This is a genomic window from Bifidobacterium thermophilum (assembly GCF_002846655.1).
Classification (GTDB): Bacteria; Actinomycetota; Actinomycetes; order Actinomycetales; family Bifidobacteriaceae; genus Bifidobacterium; species Bifidobacterium thermophilum.
The window spans coordinates 44674-60390 of record NZ_PCGX01000010.1 but is presented as its reverse complement, the minus strand read 5'-3'; the positions used below and the strand labels follow the sequence as shown (position 1 = coordinate 60390).

Sequence of the window (15717 nt, the reverse complement as noted above, 5' to 3'; positions counted from 1 at the left end):
CAGCCGGGGGCATTATTCTTACTAACCAGTTGCATATTGTGTGATTCCTGCTTCGGCTTTCCGTCGCCGTCGTGGGCGGACATTTGACGGAAAGACAGCGAGGGGAATATGGAGCGTCGCCTGATTTCGGCGGAATCCGTCACTGAAGGGCATCCTGACAAGATCTGCGACCAGATTTCGGACGCGATTCTGGACGATATGCTGCGGCAAGACCCGCATTCGCATGTCGCCGTGGAGACGTCGGCCACCAAGGGCCAGTTCTTCGTCTTCGGCGAGGTGACCAGCGAAGGATACAGCGATATCCAGCGCATCGTGCGTGACGTGGTACGCAATATTGGCTATACGAGCTCCGAGATCGGCTTGGATGCTGATTCCTGCGGCGTGGTGGTGTCGCTGAGCGAACAGAGCAAAGAAATCAACCAGGGTGTGGCGCGTCTGAATCCCGAGCAGGAGTCCGCTGCCTCGCGCGAGGAGCGCTACGAGGCCCAGGGCGCCGGCGATCAGGGCGTGATGTTCGGGTATGCAACCGACGAGACCGAAGCGTTGATGCCGTTGCCGATATATCTGGCGCATCGGCTGGCCTTCCGCCTGGCCCAGGTGCGCAAGGACGGTATCGTCCCGCATCTGCGTCCGGATGGCAAGACCCAGGTGACCATCGAATACGACCAGGAGGACCGGCCGGTCCGTCTGGACACGGTTCTGGTGTCTACCCAGCATGATCCCGAAGTCGACCATGACTGGCTGCTCGCCCAGCTGCGCGAGCACGTGATCGAACCGGTGCTTGCCGAAGTGCTTGGCGCCAAGGTCCGCCATGACGACTACCGCATCCTCGTCAATCCGACCGGCTCCTTCGTGCTTGGCGGCCCGGCGGCTGACGCCGGCTTGACCGGGCGCAAGATTATCGTCGACACTTATGGCGGCGCGGCTCACCATGGCGGCGGCGCGTTCTCCGGCAAGGACCCGAGCAAGGTCGACCGTTCCGCTGCCTATGCTGCGCGTTGGGTGGCGAAGAACATCGTCGCCGCCGGTCTTGCACACAAAGTCGAAGTACAGGTCGCGTATGCGATTGGCGTCGCCGATCCGGTCAGCGTCAATGTGGAGACCTTCGGCACTGAAATCGGCGGGGTCACCCGCGACCAAATCCAGGCAGCCGTCCGCAAGGTCTTCGATCTGCGTCCCGCGGCCATCATCGACGAACTCGACCTGCTACGTCCGATTTACTCCAAGACCGCCGCCTACGGCCATTTCGGACGCAACGATCCGGACTTCACATGGGAGCAGACCGACAAGGTCGACGAACTCAAGGCTGCCGTCAAGTGAGTGACGGCACCATGATGACACCGCTGCGCCGGCCACAGGGCCGATGTCGACTGTCATGACCGGAATGTGCCTGGCGCACCGTGCGCCCGGCACATTCCACAGGCTTACCGGGGCGAGGGGCTCCGGCGATTGAATGGGAAAGTTTGAAATCGTAATCCTCACAAGGAGAAGCACATGGCAGGTATGACAGTTGCACAGATGATAGAACTGTTCGTCGAACCGAACGCGCCGCTGCGCATCGAGGCGTTCGACGGGTCGGTATTCGGACCGGCAGACGCGCCCGTATGCATCAAGGTCAACAATTCACGAGCGGTGTATTACATGGTCGACCATCCCAATGAGCTGGGGCTGGCACGCGCATATCTGCAGGGCGATATCTCCTCGCCGCAGATGATTCCGGGCGACCCGTACGAGGTTTTCAAGGACCTCGTCAATGTCAAGCCATACTTTCATAAGCCCGATCCGGTCGGGGTCGCCAAGGCGCTTGCCTCGGTTGCCTCGCATGGCATTCGGCATCCGAAGGCGCCGAGTATCGAAGGGCCGAGCCGTCTACGCCGCGCAGCCGAAGGCCTGCTGCCGCACAGCAAGGCCGGCGATGCGGCGACCGTTAGTTACCATTACGACCAGTCGAATGACTTCTACCGGCTCATTCTCGGGCCGACCATGACGTACACGTGCGCCCTGTTCAACAAGCCGACCGACACCTTGGAGGCCGCGCAGGAAGCCAAGCTCAACCTGGTGCTCGACAAGCTCGGTCTCAAGGCCGGAGACCGGCTGCTGGACATCGGCTGCGGCTGGGGGTCCATGGAGGTCGTCGCCGCACGGCGCGGCATCCACGTGATCGGCGTGACCCTCGCGGACGAGCAGGTTGCGTGGGGCAAGGAATGGATCAAACGCGAAGGCCTTGAGGGCCTCGCCGAAATCCGTCTCATGGATTATCGCGATGTGCCGGAAGCCGGATTCGACGGCATCTGCTCGCTGGGCATGATGGAGCACGTCGGCGTCAAGAACTACCCGTCCTACTTCCGCGAGATTTTCGACAAACTCAAGCCCAACGGCATGCTGCTCAACCATCAGATCACCCGCATCAACTCTCATGCCGGGCACGCGGCGGGCGAGTTCATCGACCGCTACATATTCCCCGACGGCCAGCTCGCGTCCCCCGGCGAAATCGAGATGAACATCCAGGACACCGGTTTCGAAGTGATCCACGAGGAGAACCTGCGGCAGCATTACGCGTTGACCCTGCATCATTGGAACCGCAATCTCGTGGACAACTGGAATGCGGCGGTCAAGTTGGTCGGCGAGCCGAAGGCACGCCTGTGGGGCCTGTACATGGCCGGCTGCGCGTACAACTTCGAGATGAATAACATCCAGATTCACCAGTACCTGTGCGTCAAGCCGAACGAGGAAGGGACAGCCACCTATCCGCTTCGGCCGTGGTGGGTTCATCAGGCCTGACCTGACACCGACATGCGCTGACCGGTCGATGCACGGCCGGGCACATTCCAGGGGTGTGGGGCATGGCGTTTTAGCTGTGCCCCACACCCCTTCCATATGTGGGCTGTCACGTGCCGCCGCTCACATACGTGGTGCGGGCGGAAACATGTTTTGTACGGCGACACGCCGAGTCTTGCAGGTGATATGGTGAACACCATGACTATCCCAGACGCCGAACAGCCTGCCTTTGAGGGGCTTGAGCCGCGGCGCAGACGCAAGCGCACGGCGGTGAAGCGGCAGCGTGCCGAGCATCAGCCGATCGCGCGCGTCGTACTGGACGTGCAGGCCGCGCATCTGGGACAGACCTTCGATTACCTCGTACAGGATAAGCAGGATACACAAGCGGTACCCGGCACCTTGGTGCGCGTGCGATTCGGGGGCAGACGCGTCAACGGCATCATCTGGGAGCGCGCCGAACGCAGCGAGACCCCAGACTCCTCGCTGCGATACCTCGAACAGGTGCTGGGCGGGGAAATCCTTGTTCCTGCGAGGCTTAGGGACGATATCACGCTGATCGCACAGGCGTACGGCGGCACCCGCGCCAATATCGTCAGACTCGCTGTGCCCCCGCGTGTCGCGCGCGTCGAACACGAGCAGCGGCTTGCCGCATCGTTCAGTGGGGATGCTGGTGCGCGCCAAACGATGTGTGCGCAGCGGGCCGATGACCTGGGCGAGCGGCTTATACCTGATTACGAGAACCTGCGGATGCTTGGCGAGACCTTGTCCACAGGGGGCAAAGGCGCTTTCGTGGTCGACGCCATGCCAGGGGCTGGGCATTGGGCGCTGCTGTTCGCCTGGATGGTGTTGCGTGCGCTCGCCGCCGGTCGCGGGGTTGTTGCGGTGATGCCGTCGATGCGTGCCGTGGACGATGCCGTGCGGCAATTGAGGTCGTTGGGACTGCGCCTCTTCGGTCCGCGTGCCTCGCAACAGGGCGGGTACATGGGAGATATTGCCGTGCTCGGCGCTTCGATGTCTCCGGCGGAGCGATACCGGTCCTATCTTGCCGTCGCATGCGGGCAGGTGCGCTGCGTCATCGGCACACGTGCCGCCATGTATGCGCCGATCGATGGCAACGCGATGTTCGTCATCGTCGACGATACCGCCTACCAACAGGCGGATGGCATGGCGCCGTACGCGAATGCACGCGGCGTGCTGCGGCTGAGGGCCAAGGCGCATGACGGTGTGTTCGTCGCGCTCGGCAATGCGAGGAGCCCGTTGAGCCAGTGGGAGACTGACGGCGGTCATGTCGCCGAGTCGCCGGTGAGCGGGTACAGCACTTCAATCCAACCCTTGCCGGCAGCCCTCAAGGAGCGTTCGCCTTGGATCAGGTGGCTCAACCGTGAGGAGCTTACGCGGCTTGCCGATCCCACCATCGGTTCGCGGGTGCCGCATACTGCGGTCGCCGTGCTGTCGCGGGCGCTGAAAACCGGCCCCGTGCTGCTGTCCATTCCCCAGGACGGCATTGCGCAAACACTCAGTTGTGCGGCGTGTCACCGGCAGGCGAGGTGCGGCAAGTGTACCGGGCCTTTGGAAATGGTGCCCGGCGTTTCGCAGCCACGATGCCGTTGGTGTGCCGCGGCGGCGGTGAATTGGACATGTCCGCACTGCCATGGCGACCGTATGCGTGTCGTGCGGGTGGGGGCTGCAGGAACCGTGCAGGAGCTGCGCGGCCTGTTCAGGAACATCCCCATGGTGGTGTCTTCGCCTCACCAGCCTCAGGGGGTGATTGCCGATATCGCCGATGCGCCGATGCTGGTAGTGGCCACCCCCGGAGCGGAACCCCGGGTGCGTGCCGATGACGGCGGCGTGGGAGTGTACCGCGCGGTGGCGATTCTCGACGCGTGGACCAGCCTGTATTCCCCAGGCATTGATGCCAGGATTGATGCGCTTGATTCGTGGATGCGAGCCATTCAATGGTGCGCGCCGCGCTCCACAGGCGGTCAGGCGATGCTCATCGGGGAGGCTGACCCATTAGTCGCCCAATCCCTGATGACTTGGAATGCGCGCCTGCTTGCTTCCAAAGAGCTTGAAGAACGTGCCCAGACCGGATTACCACCGGTATTCGCTTCGGCATGCGTATGGGGGTCGCGCCCCGCGGTCCGGACGATGCTGCAAGGCGCCGGATTGCTTGCCGGAGGCGATTGGGCGCTGCTGGATACCCAGTTCGGTCCGATGCCGGCCGTGCTTGGCCCGGTACCGATTCCGCCGCCGCGAACGGTTGACGCGCGTGAGCTGGAAACCATGGCGGACCGGGTCAAAGCCGTCGTGCGTGTCCCGCAATCCAAGCGCGCTGAACTCGCCGAGCGTCTGCACCGGGAAAGCGCCCGGCATGTTGCCTCGCGCGAACCGGGGGAATTGCGTTTCCAACTCGATCCGAAAGACCTGATCTGAGCCGTCCCGCCGAATCCTCGCACGTTCAGCACTGTACTCGGCGGGAAGACGGTTCAGGCCAGCACAGCGGCGGCTTCGGCGCCTGTCATGCCGTCTTTGACGCCGGCGGCACGGGCCGCTTCGGTCATGCCCTTGATCGGGTTGGCGAGCACGGCCGCGAAATCCGCGCCTCCCACGAGCACGGCGGCATCGCCGAACTTCTCGGCGGCGGCGAGATTGAGATATCCGCACATGAGATAGCCTTTGCGCCCCTGCACCAGAATCATGTTCGGGTGGCCTTCACCGCCCGGGGCAACGACCATCGTGCCCTGCACCGTGGCTCCGTTCACATCAAGTTGTTCGATGTTCAGCATGGTTCCTCCATACGTTGTGGCGTCTCAGCCGATGAGACGCGAATTGATCATCACAACAGTCTTATCACGAGCATGTCACGCGCCGGCGGCTGTGTCTTGCGGCCGCTGTCCCGGCTATGCTTGAAGTGGATAGGAGCCCAGTGCGATGGGCGTGCACAGAACCCGAGTGAGGTGGATATGAAAGGCTGGCCGGGAGAACCGCAGATGGCGTATGACGAGCTGATGGCGCGGGATGCCGCCGCAGCCGCAGAAGGGGCGCCAATCACCCAGGTGATTTTCGATTTCGGCAACGTGCTGCTGTATTGGGATCCCGAAGCGGTGATGATTCCACGCTACAGCCAGCGACTTGTGGACGGGTTCCTTGACAACGACATCTCCTCCTTCTACGACGCGAACGATCTGATGGACGCCGGCGCCTCGCTCGAGGAGGGCGTCGCGTATGTCCGCGAGCACAAAGGCGAGCCGTGGGCGTCGATGATGCGCTATTACGTGGATAATTTCCGCGATTCGCTGACCGGCGTGGTCACGGGTGCGCGTGTTCTGATCGACGACCTCCATGCTGCGGATATCGGGGTGTGGGGGCTGTCGAACTGGCAGCAGGACCTGTATCAAATCGCCGACCGTGATTGTGATCTGCTTGGCATGCTCGACGGCAAGGTCGTCTCGGGCCAGGTGCGGATGCGCAAGCCGAACCGCGATATCTACGAGTACGCGTTGCACAGTTTCGGCATTCGCGCACGGGACAGCGTTTTTATTGACGACAAGGCGATGAACATCGTCGGGGCAAATCAGGCGGGGATTCGCGGCATCCGGTTCCGTGATCCGAGGAAGCTTCGCGCCTGCCTGATTGCGGCGGGCGTACCAATCCCGCCGGTACGGGACTGATTGGCCGAATCCGGCGAACCGTGACGATGCCGGCACTCTGGTAAGGTGCTGTTGCAGTCGTTTGTTGCCGTCCGGAGCGCCGGTCGCCGATGCGCGAGTGAATACGGCATCGATGTACAGAATCGAGGATTATGCTCAAGGTCTTGTTCGCAGGCACGCCTGATGTGGCGGTGCCATCGCTGAAACTGCTGGCTGCCGATACGGAGCATTTCGAAGTGGTGGCTGTGCTCACCCGTCCCGACGCACCGCAGGGCAGGGGACGCAAATTGACACCGAGCCCGGTCAAGCAGGCCGCATTGGAATTGGGTTTGCCGGTAATCGAATCCGATCCCTCGGAGGAATGCTTCGTCGCCGAACTCGCCGCCACCGGTGCTGAGGCCGCAGCGGTCGTCGCCTACGGCAAAATCCTCAAACAGCGGGTGCTGGACGCGCTGCCGCTTGGCTGGTACAACCTTCATTTTTCGCTGCTGCCGCAATGGCGTGGTGCCGCTCCAGTGCAACGCGCGATTTGGGCGGGGGATACAATCACCGGGGCCACGGTGTTCCGCATCACCCGCGGTATGGATGAGGGGCCGGTCCTGGCTCAGTCCACGGTTGAGATTGGCGCGCATGAGACCGCAGGGGAGCTGCTCGGGCGTCTGGCCGAAGACGGCTCGCATCTGCTTGCCGCCTCACTTGAGGCGATGGCTGAAGGCCGTATCAGTCCGGTTGACCAACCGCAGGGGGCCTATGAGGTCGCCGACAAAATCCGCACCGAGGACGCACATATCCGGTTCGATGTGCCGGTGTTCGCCGCTGACCGGCAGATTCGCGCATGCACCCCGCATCCCGGCGCATGGTGTACGCTCCATGCCGAAGGCGCAGACGGCGAATCCCAGACTCTGCATGTGCTTGAAGCGGCACCCGCCGATATGGCCGACCCGAACCTGCCTGGGGCGCTTGAGGCCGGAAAACTCGCGCTGAGTAAGAAACACGTGTGGATTGGCACGAAAAGCCAGCCTCTGGAACTGATTCAGGTCAAGGCGCAAGGCAAGAAAGCGATGCGCGCGGCGGATTGGGCACGAGGCGCCCGGCTCACCGGAGAGGCCTACTGCAATTAACTGAACAGGTACGGCGCCACGCCATGGCTGGTTGTGCCGACGCTGACAGCGTATTCAGCGTCCGCACAACCAGGCCGGGTCAGTCACGCGACAGCAGCCCGAGTACTTGGCGCAGGTCGCGTTCGTTGATCGCGATATCGGCGGCGAGCTGTACTTTCGGCTTGGCGCAGAACGCCACGCCGAGGCCGGCCGCCTTGATCATCGGGATATCGTTGGCGCCGTCGCCGACCGCGACCGTCTGGTCAACGGCAATGCCGTCAAGTCGAGCCCACGCCTGCAAAGCATGCAGTTTCGTGGTTTTGCATACGATTTCACCGAGCACTCTGCCGGTCAGCCGGCCGTCAACGACCTCCAGTCGGTTCGCCAGCGCATGGTCGATATGCGCATCTTGCACCAGACGGTCCACCACCTCGTGGAACCCGCCGCTGACCACGCCGACCGTCCAGCCATGCTGGTGCAGGGCGTCAATCAAATCAAGCGCGCCATTGGTGAACGTGATCCGGTGATACACCTCGTCGAACACGCTCACCGGCAGTCCGGCAAGCAGCTTGACCCGTTCGCGCAACGCCTCGCAGAACTCCAGTTCACCGGCCATCGCGCGGGCGGTCACGGCGGCAATCTGCCCGCCGACCCCCGCGGCGACACCCAGCTCGTCGATCACTTCCTGGTCGATGAGCGTGGAATCCACGTCCATCACCAAGATGCCCGGGCGGGCCAGGGTGGGGGTGGATTCGTTGGAAGCTTGCAAAGGTTCATCGGTCATGCCTTCGATTGTCTGAAAATACTGGGACAATACCGACATGCGTGTTTATGCTCTTGCGACCACTGCCCCCATGTGCGACACATCCGACGGCGGCCTCATCGGCACCATCACCACATGGTTGGTGGAACTCATGGAATCCATCGGCGGCATCGGCGTGATGCTCGCCATCGCACTCGAATCCATATTTCCTCCCATTCCCAGTGAAATCATTCTTCCATTGGCGGGATTCACCGCTTCACGAGGCACCATGTCCCTGCCTGCGGCCATCGTGTGGGCCACCGTAGGCTCGCTTGTCGGCGCGCTGACCTTATACGGCGTGTCGCGGCTTGTCGGGCTGCACCGTATCCACCGTGCCGCCGACCTCATTCCGGGTGTGAGTCGCGATGACGTCAATCGTGCCAGCGATTGGTTCAGCCGCTACGGCACATGGTCCGTGCTGATTGGCCGGGTCATTCCGGTGGTGCGTTCGCTGATTTCCATCCCCGCCGGTTTCAACCGAATGAATCTGGTACAGTTCAGCGGCTGGACCCTGCTCGGTTCAGCTGTCTGGAACACGGTGCTCGTCACTGCCGGCTACTTGCTGGGAGACAACTGGTGCTCGATTCTGGGCGTGCTCAACGTATTCGAGGACGTCGTCATCGCCGCGGTTATCGTGGTCGTGCTCGTGTTCATCGTGCTGCGGACGCGTAAGCTGATTGAGGGCAGGCGTACGCGCGCGGAGGAGACCGACGAGCCTAATCGCGCAACGAGGAACGACCTGCAGGAGCGGTGACGGCCACCGCAGGAAGCGAGACGACCATGAGCGATGACGAGACGAAAACGGCACAGGGGCCCGGTCAGGCGGACTGCCAAACCGATGCGCTTCAAGCGCGGGATCGTGCCCTTGATGAGCTCGCGCAAGCCAATGATCAGCTGATGGCGAAGAACCATGCGCTGGCGGCCGCGCTCACCCGCGCGAGTCAGGAGCTGACAAAAGCAAAATCCCAACTCGGCCAGTTCGCTCAGCCGCCGCTGAATTTCGCGACGATGGTCGCGGTTGAAGCCTGCGCCACCGATGATCTAGGCGTTCAGCACGCGAGCGCGGAGATCCTTTCCGGTTCCCGCCGCATGATTGTCCCCGTCTCGACGACCTTGCAGGCATCGCGCCTGAAGCCGGGGGATACGGTACTGCTTAACGAGAATATGGTGATCGTTGGCCGCAGGGACGCAGACCGTCTCGGTGCCGTGCTGCACGTCAAGCAGGTGTTCGCGGACGGCCGCGTACTGGCCGCCGATGCCGGCGGAGCCTTGCAGGTCGTCCGTCCGACGGCGGTGTCGCTCGAATCGACGCTGGAACCCGGCGACCGTGTGCTGACTGATGCCGCCCGCCGTTTCGTGCTCGACGTGCTGCCTGCGCAAGAGGATGCCGATCTGGTGTTGGAAGAGACCCCGGATGTCGCTTTCGACGACATCGGCGGGCTCGACGAGCAGATCGGGCGTATTCGGGACGCTGTCCAGCTGCCGTTCCAGCATCGGGAGCTGTACCGCAGGTATCATCTCAACGCGCCGAAGGGCATTCTCCTATATGGCCCTCCGGGCAACGGCAAGACGATGATTGCCAAGGCCGTCGCCCATGCGCTCGCCCAAGGGGCGGATGCTGGTTCCGGGGTGTTCCTGTCAGTCAAGGGTCCGGAACTGCTCAACAAATACGTGGGGGAGTCGGAACGCTTGATTCGCCTGATTTTCCGCCGCGCCAGGGAGCGTGCGGCTGACGGGCGTCCGGTCATTGTATTCATCGACGAGATGGATTCACTGCTTCGCACGCGCGGTTCCGGCGTGTCCAGTGATGTGGAGACGACGATTGTCCCGCAGTTCCTGGCCGAGCTGGACGGTGTGGAGCGGCTGGACAATGTGATGGTCATCGGCGCCTCGAACCGTGTGGACATGATTGATCCGGCGGTGTTGAGGCCAGGGCGGCTCGATGTGAAAATCCGCATCGACCGTCCGCGCGAGTCGCAGGCTTGCCAGATTGTGCGGCATTATCTGACCGATGATCTGCCGTTGGAACCTGGAGTCGATGTCGATGCGCTGGTCGGGGTGCTGGTGCATGACCTGTTCGCGCATGGCGAACACCGGCATGTGGCGGATGTGCTTGACGATTCCGGCGTGTGGTCCCCGCTGTATCTGGGCGATGTCGTCTCGGGCGCGATGCTCAAGAACATCGTCGACCGTGCCAAAACCCGGGCTGTCAAGGCGTCGATTGAGACCGGCTCGGACGTCGCGTTGAGTGTCGCGATGCTCGCCGGAGCCGTGGACGGCGAATTCCAAGAGACCCGTGATGCCGTGCTCGACGCCGATCCGGTGCAATGGTCCCGCATCAACGGCATCGCCGGCGGCCGTGTCGTGCGCATCCGGCCGGCGGCAGGGTACCGGGCGGGGTATGCGACCGGTTATGATGCCGGTACTGATGAGGTCCGCACAAGCGGCGAGTGATGCGTTGTACGTGCCGGAATGCGGCGGATAAGGAGGCCGAATGAGCGTTCGCAGAGTGATGGGGACGGAAACCGAATATGCGGTCAGCCGGCCGGGCGATGCGCGCGCGAATCCGGTGCGGCTGAGTTTCGATGTGGTCGCCGCCGCCGCCGACGACGGCACCCGTGGTGGTATCCGCTGGGATTACCGGCAGGAGGACCCGGTCAATGACGCACGCGGACATCGGTTGGAGCGTGCAGCCGCCCGTCCCGACATGCTCACGGACGCGCCCCAGCTGCATATCACCAATATCATCGCTCCCAACGGTGGTAGGGTGTACGTCGACCACGCGCATCCCGAATATTCCGCGCCGGAGACGACCGACCCGTTCGAAGCGATCCGCTACGACCATGCCGGCGACTTGATTATGCATCGTGCGGCGCAGGAGGCGTCGCGGCGCACCGGCAACCCGGTGGCCTTGTACCGCAATAATGTTGATGGCAAAGGTGCCAGCTGGGGCACGCATGAGAACTACATGATGCTACGTTCCGTGCCCTTCGACCAGGTTGCGGCGCTCATGACTGCGCATCTGGTCACACGCCAGCTGTATACGGGGTCAGGGCGTGTGGGGCTGGGGGAGCGGTGCGAGCATGCGGGCTTCCAGCTCAGCCAGCGCGCCGACTACATCCATACGCGCGTCGGATTGCAAACCACCTTCGATCGCCCGATCGTCAACACGCGCGACGAATCGCATAGCACGGGAGAGTACCGGCGTCTGCATGTGATTGTCGGGGACGCCAATCGCATGGATGTGCCGCAGGCATTGAAACTCGGCACAACAAGCCTGCTGTTGTGGCTGCTGGAGGCGGCACCGGAGGTTTCCTACGATGTGGACACGTTGCTCTCGCAAGTGACGTTGGACGATCCGGTCGCAGCGATGCACGAGGTTTCGCATGACTTGACGCTGGGCATACCGTTGCAGCTGGCCGATGGCGGGACGATGACCGCATGGCAGATTCAGACGCGGCTGCTCACCGCCGTGTTCGAGGTTGCGGCGATGCGCTACGGCACCGACAGCCAAGGCACCCCGATATGGCCGGATGTACAGACACGCAGGATGATCGGATTGTGGCGTCAGGCGCTCGCCGATGTCGCCGCCGTCAGACATGCGAATGACGACACGCGGTTGACGATGGTTGACGAGGGGTCGCGCTTGGAATGGCTGCTCAAATGGCAGCTACTGGAGCGTATGCGCCGCCGGTTGGGCGCCCGACCGGGGCACGAGGCGTCCTGGTCGGACCCAAACATCGCCGCGCTTGACCTGCGTTGGGCGGCCTTGGACCCGAAGATTTCGCTGTTCGAGGCGGTGAAGGCGCGCACTGAGCGTCTTGATGATCCTGACGCCGATGCGTTAGTCGCTGAGGCCGCCGTGCAGGCGCCGGAGACGACCCGCGCATGGTTGCGGGCGCATATAGTCGAAGGGTTCACGCCTCAAGTCGTGGCGGCATCGTGGTCGCGGTTGACAGTGCGTGAATCGGATGGCTCGTTGTTCGGCTTCGATATGTCCGATCCGCTGTCGTGGACGCGTGCACGTTGTGAACACGCCGTGCACGATGGCTTGACTCAGGGCAAATCCGCGGCGGATGTGCTTCGTAACATCATCGCCGACAGGTAAGATACCCCAAGAAGATATTGTGATATGCGGCGTGGCAACGGCTGCCCGAACGGCGTTGCCACGCCCCGAGCCGGACAGGCCGGCGAACGACAGGTGAGGTGAAACATGGATCTGCAGCAGCTGGCGCTTGAAGCCGCCCGTGTGGCACAGGATGTGGGCAAGCATGCGTTCCAGGCGCAGGCAAACCCGTCCAGTATGGTCGAGGTGCACATCCCGGATGTTCCCGGCGAACCTCCGGTGTTGCCAGTCAATGAACGTCTCGTGCCGTTCATCGAGAACCGCTTGACCTATCTTGACCGGTTCAACGGGTTCTGGCATGACCGTCCGGAGCATTGCCAGCCGGGAGAGCGCTATTGGTGCGTCGGCCGGATTGATGGGGCCATCAATTTCGTACGCGACATGTCCGAATGGACGGTGACGATTTCCCTGTTCGAAATCGACGAGCATGGGGGAGCGAACCCGATTCTCGGCATCGTTCACGCCCCGGCGCTCGAGCTTACGTATCTTGCCGCGCAGGGCAAAGGCGCGATTCGCATCTGGCGTACCCCGTTCGGGGACAAGCGGCAGAAGATTATCCCCACCACGCGTGCCAGCCTGGAAGGCTCCGTCATTAGCTATGGCATGTCCTACGTGCCATCGGAATCGGAACGCGCGCTGCACGTGGTGGCCGCGCTCGCCGGCAAGCCTGCCGACATCAAGCGGGTCGGCCCGGTATCGCTGGACATGTGTCGGGTGGCTGACGGCACGTATGACGCGTATTTCGAACCGCATCTGCACTCTTGGGATATTCCAGCCGTATCTGCAGGCACGGTGGTGGTGCGTGAAGCACAAGGCCAGGTGTCCCGCTGGGACGGCGGGGACATCCGTTGGCGTGAGGCCAACGACGTCGTGGCTAGCAATGGTCTGCTCATCGACCAGTTGCGACCGTATCTGCGCTGATCGCCGAACGGCTTCGAGACTTATTGCGTACGCGTCGGCACAGCCCTGTATAGGCTGTAAGCCTCGGTGGTTCGGCCATCTGCGGGTATTCGGCTGTCTAGGCGCGGTACGCTGGAATTTGGGACCGAATCGGTCGAATGAAAGGAGTGGGTCATGCCACAGGAATTCGCGCAAGGCCGTGCGCGAGGGGAACAACGCGCCGATGATAGCCAACAACCGTTGGAACGTGCGCAAGCTGAAACCCAAACCGACGCGCTCGACCAGGTGCTTGACGATATAGCCTCCACCTTGGAAACCAACGCGCAGGACTATGTGAACAGCTTCGTACAGCAAGGCGGCCAGTGATGCCGCAGCTGCGCGACAGCGGGACCCATGCGCTCACCGGCTCCGACGGGGTAGACGCGCCGCGTTCGCCACAATACGGGACAGGCGAGCGGATCTTCGGCATCGAAACCGAATACGGAGTCTCCATGACCGGCGGCGAACGCCGCATTGATGCCAGACAAGTCGCGGCGACGATGTTCTTGCCCGTGGTCGCACAGGCGCGTTCGACGAACACCTATCTGCGCAATGGCGCCAGACTCTACCTTGACGTGGGCTCACATCCTGAGTATGCGACCGCTGAAACGCGTGACCCCCTCGATGCGCTCGAACAGGACCTTGCCGGCGAATCGGTGATCCGCAAGCTCGCCCTTCAGGCGCAGGAACGCATTCGCGCCAAAGTCGGGGAGCATGCCATGGTCCACGTGTTCAAGAACAACGTCGATTCCGCGGGGCACGCCTTCGGATGCCATGAGAATTATCTGGTTCGCCGCTACGTGCCGCTTCCGGTCATCGAACGTGAGCTGCTGCCGTTCCTGATTACCAGACAGCTGTTTTCCGGTGCGGGCAGGGTCACCGATCATGGATTCGAACTGTCCCAGCGCGCCGATTACCTTGATGAGGCGGTGTCCTCGGCGACCACGAGGGCTCGTCCGATGGTCAACACCCGGGACGAACCGCACGCCGACCCCGACCAATTCCGCCGGCTGCATGTGATTATCGGCGATTCCAACCGCTCACAGTTCGTTACCTTCATGAAACTCGCCACCACGCATCTGGTTCTTGGGGTCATCGAATCCAGCGTGCGTGCCGGACGCGCCTCGGGATTCCAAGCGTGTACGCTTGCCGACCCCAATCTTGCGAATCGGGCGATTAGCCGCGATATCACCGGCAGAACGGCAGTACGGCTCGCCGTCGACCGCGGTGATGGGAACGCTGCATGGCATCCAGAAGGTTCGGCCAGTGCTCTGGAAATCCAACAGTATTATCTCGATATCGTCAGGAAGGCGGTCACCGCAGACCCGGATAGTGTCTCCGGGACGCTGCCCAGAACCGATGTGTCTCGCGTCCTGGACGATTGGCAGGAGCTGCTGGACCTCATCGCTGCGAATGACGTGGCCGCGCTCGCCGACAGACTTGATTGGGCGGCGAAATACCGGCTGCTGTCTGCGCTCGGAGGGCATGGGCGGCGCATTGACCCGTGGCGCGCCCAACAGCTTGATATGGATTATCACGATATCGTCAACGGCAGCGTGTACCCGGCCTTGGTACGTCGCGGCATGATGCGCGTGCTCGTGTCAGAACAGGATGTTGGGCGTGCGGTTGACCGACCGCCCGCCGATACGCGTGCGGCGATGCGTGGACAGTTCGTCCGGGAGGCGATGTGGCGCGGGGCGCGCTATTCATGCGATTGGACCCGATTGACGCTGAGCGAACCGGTGCACGGCGAGGTGGTCATGCTCGATCCCTTCGACGCCGGCCCGTCTCCGGCCTTCGACGAGGTGCTAGCCCGGCTCGAGAAATCCGCGTCGCAGGCCTGACTGTGCGCTACCCGCAATCGTCAAGCGTCGCAAGAGCACTGCTGCGCGTCAAAAGCCGCACGTCATGCTCTTGGCGGCGACAGGTTGTATAGAAACAGAAAACCCCGGCCGCCAATGGTCGGGGTTTCCTTGTCCTTCACAGGGTGAAACTGGAATCAGTTCACTCGGCGACGGCCTTCTTCAGCAGGGAGCCTGCGGAGATGCGCACGCCGTAGGAAGCCGGGATCTTGATGGTCTCGCCAGTGCGCGGGTTGCGGCCGGTGCGCGCAGCGCGCTTGACACGCTCAGCGGAGAACAGACCGGTGAGCTTCAGACCCTCGCCGGACTTCATTGCCTCGACGAACACATCCTGGAACGCGTTCACGGCGGCTTCGGCCTGAGCCTTGGTCAGGTTGGACTTCTGCGCGATCTTCGAGACGAGATCAGACTTGTTGTATGCCATAAAGCATCCTTCTTGTCAGGGGCCTTCACATTACGA

14 protein-coding genes are annotated in these 15717 nt (G+C 62.6%); 11 read left to right on the top strand and 3 right to left on the bottom strand.

Going from position 1 to position 15717, the window contains the following annotated elements:
- Positions 1 to 108: 108 nt before the first annotated feature.
- The 3 genes from metK (at position 109) to CQR48_RS05800 (ending at position 5211) form a co-directional block, all read left to right on the top strand.
- Complete coding sequence (gene metK / locus CQR48_RS05810) at positions 109 to 1320, top strand: methionine adenosyltransferase (RefSeq protein WP_044091840.1); 1212 nt, start codon at positions 109 to 111, stop codon at positions 1318 to 1320.
- Between the two features lie 174 nt (positions 1321 to 1494).
- Positions 1495 to 2781, top strand: a complete 1287-nt coding sequence (locus CQR48_RS05805) for a class I SAM-dependent methyltransferase (RefSeq protein ID WP_015450685.1) — start codon at positions 1495 to 1497, stop codon at positions 2779 to 2781.
- Between the two features lie 195 nt (positions 2782 to 2976).
- Positions 2977 to 5211: a primosomal protein N' gene (locus CQR48_RS05800; RefSeq protein WP_101452533.1), complete on the top strand. Its 2235-nt coding sequence runs from the start codon at positions 2977 to 2979 to the stop codon at positions 5209 to 5211.
- Positions 5212 to 5264: 53 nt separating this feature from the next.
- Here CQR48_RS05800 and CQR48_RS05795 read toward each other — a convergent pair whose 3' ends face one another.
- Positions 5265 to 5564 (bottom strand): DUF1805 domain-containing protein, encoded by a 300-nt coding sequence (locus tag CQR48_RS05795; protein ID WP_015450682.1) that lies wholly within the window; start codon positions 5562 to 5564, stop codon positions 5265 to 5267.
- A gap of 177 nt (positions 5565 to 5741) precedes the next feature.
- On the opposite strand from CQR48_RS05795, the gene CQR48_RS05790 reads away from it, so the two are divergent.
- Both CQR48_RS05790 and fmt read left to right on the top strand, forming a co-directional pair.
- Positions 5742 to 6449 (top strand): HAD family hydrolase, encoded by a 708-nt coding sequence (locus CQR48_RS05790; protein WP_101452317.1) that lies wholly within the window; start codon positions 5742 to 5744, stop codon positions 6447 to 6449.
- A gap of 131 nt (positions 6450 to 6580) precedes the next feature.
- Positions 6581 to 7549: a methionyl-tRNA formyltransferase gene (fmt, locus tag CQR48_RS05785; RefSeq protein ID WP_101452316.1), complete on the top strand. Its 969-nt coding sequence runs from the start codon at positions 6581 to 6583 to the stop codon at positions 7547 to 7549.
- Between the two features lie 79 nt (positions 7550 to 7628).
- Here fmt and serB read toward each other — a convergent pair whose 3' ends face one another.
- Positions 7629 to 8312: a phosphoserine phosphatase SerB gene (gene serB / locus CQR48_RS05780; RefSeq protein WP_180335123.1), complete on the bottom strand. Its 684-nt coding sequence runs from the start codon at positions 8310 to 8312 to the stop codon at positions 7629 to 7631.
- 37 nt (positions 8313 to 8349) lie between these two features.
- On the opposite strand from serB, the gene CQR48_RS05775 reads away from it, so the two are divergent.
- From CQR48_RS05775 to CQR48_RS05750, 6 genes are all read left to right on the top strand, one after another.
- Entirely contained in the window at positions 8350 to 9084 is a 735-nt protein-coding gene (locus tag CQR48_RS05775) for a DedA family protein (RefSeq protein WP_015450678.1), read from the top strand.
- Positions 9085 to 9227: 143 nt separating this feature from the next.
- Positions 9228 to 10784, top strand: coding sequence for a proteasome ATPase (gene arc / locus CQR48_RS05770; protein ID WP_231485522.1), 1557 nt, complete (start codon positions 9228 to 9230; stop codon positions 10782 to 10784).
- 40 nt (positions 10785 to 10824) lie between these two features.
- Complete coding sequence (dop, locus tag CQR48_RS05765) at positions 10825 to 12438, top strand: depupylase/deamidase Dop (protein WP_101452315.1); 1614 nt, start codon at positions 10825 to 10827, stop codon at positions 12436 to 12438.
- A 105-nt stretch (positions 12439 to 12543) separates the two neighbouring features.
- The gene (locus CQR48_RS05760; protein ID WP_015450675.1) at positions 12544 to 13377 is read left to right on the top strand and encodes an inositol monophosphatase family protein; all 834 of its coding nucleotides are present in this window, start codon (positions 12544 to 12546) and stop codon (positions 13375 to 13377) included.
- Positions 13378 to 13530: 153 nt separating this feature from the next.
- Positions 13531 to 13722 carry a ubiquitin-like protein Pup gene (locus CQR48_RS05755; protein WP_015450674.1) on the top strand — a complete coding sequence of 64 codons (192 nt, stop codon included), beginning with the start codon at positions 13531 to 13533 and terminating at the stop codon, positions 13720 to 13722.
- A complete protein-coding gene (locus CQR48_RS05750) occupies positions 13722 to 15239 on the top strand; it encodes a proteasome accessory factor PafA2 family protein (protein ID WP_033491964.1) in 1518 nt (505 codons plus the stop codon). The genes CQR48_RS05755 and CQR48_RS05750 overlap by 1 nt, the downstream gene beginning before the upstream one ends.
- A gap of 160 nt (positions 15240 to 15399) precedes the next feature.
- Here CQR48_RS05750 and CQR48_RS05745 read toward each other — a convergent pair whose 3' ends face one another.
- Positions 15400 to 15681 (bottom strand): HU family DNA-binding protein, encoded by a 282-nt coding sequence (locus tag CQR48_RS05745; RefSeq protein ID WP_015450672.1) that lies wholly within the window; start codon positions 15679 to 15681, stop codon positions 15400 to 15402.
- Between the last annotated feature and the right edge of the window lie 36 nt (positions 15682 to 15717).

Bases quoted from the DNA above. Each gene is read 5' to 3' on its own strand.
- serB (WP_180335123.1), bottom strand. From the start codon at position 8,312: ATGACCGATGAACCTTTGCAAGCTTCCAACGAATCCACCCCCACCCTG.
- CQR48_RS05805 (WP_015450685.1), top strand. From the start codon at position 1,495: ATGGCAGGTATGACAGTTGCACAGATGATAGAACTGTTCGTCGAACCG.
- CQR48_RS05775 (WP_015450678.1), top strand. From the start codon at position 8,350: ATGCGTGTTTATGCTCTTGCGACCACTGCCCCCATGTGCGACACATCC.
- CQR48_RS05755 (WP_015450674.1), top strand. From the start codon at position 13,531: ATGCCACAGGAATTCGCGCAAGGCCGTGCGCGAGGGGAACAACGCGCC.
- dop (WP_101452315.1), top strand. From the start codon at position 10,825: ATGAGCGTTCGCAGAGTGATGGGGACGGAAACCGAATATGCGGTCAGC.
- arc (WP_231485522.1), top strand. From the start codon at position 9,228: ATGGCGAAGAACCATGCGCTGGCGGCCGCGCTCACCCGCGCGAGTCAG.
- CQR48_RS05760 (WP_015450675.1), top strand. From the start codon at position 12,544: ATGGATCTGCAGCAGCTGGCGCTTGAAGCCGCCCGTGTGGCACAGGAT.
- CQR48_RS05745 (WP_015450672.1), bottom strand. From the start codon at position 15,681: ATGGCATACAACAAGTCTGATCTCGTCTCGAAGATCGCGCAGAAGTCC.
- CQR48_RS05750 (WP_033491964.1), top strand. From the start codon at position 13,722: ATGCCGCAGCTGCGCGACAGCGGGACCCATGCGCTCACCGGCTCCGAC.
- CQR48_RS05795 (WP_015450682.1), bottom strand. From the start codon at position 5,564: ATGCTGAACATCGAACAACTTGATGTGAACGGAGCCACGGTGCAGGGC.
- metK (WP_044091840.1), top strand. From the start codon at position 109: ATGGAGCGTCGCCTGATTTCGGCGGAATCCGTCACTGAAGGGCATCCT.
- CQR48_RS05790 (WP_101452317.1), top strand. From the start codon at position 5,742: ATGAAAGGCTGGCCGGGAGAACCGCAGATGGCGTATGACGAGCTGATG.
- fmt (WP_101452316.1), top strand. From the start codon at position 6,581: ATGCTCAAGGTCTTGTTCGCAGGCACGCCTGATGTGGCGGTGCCATCG.
- CQR48_RS05800 (WP_101452533.1), top strand. From the start codon at position 2,977: ATGACTATCCCAGACGCCGAACAGCCTGCCTTTGAGGGGCTTGAGCCG.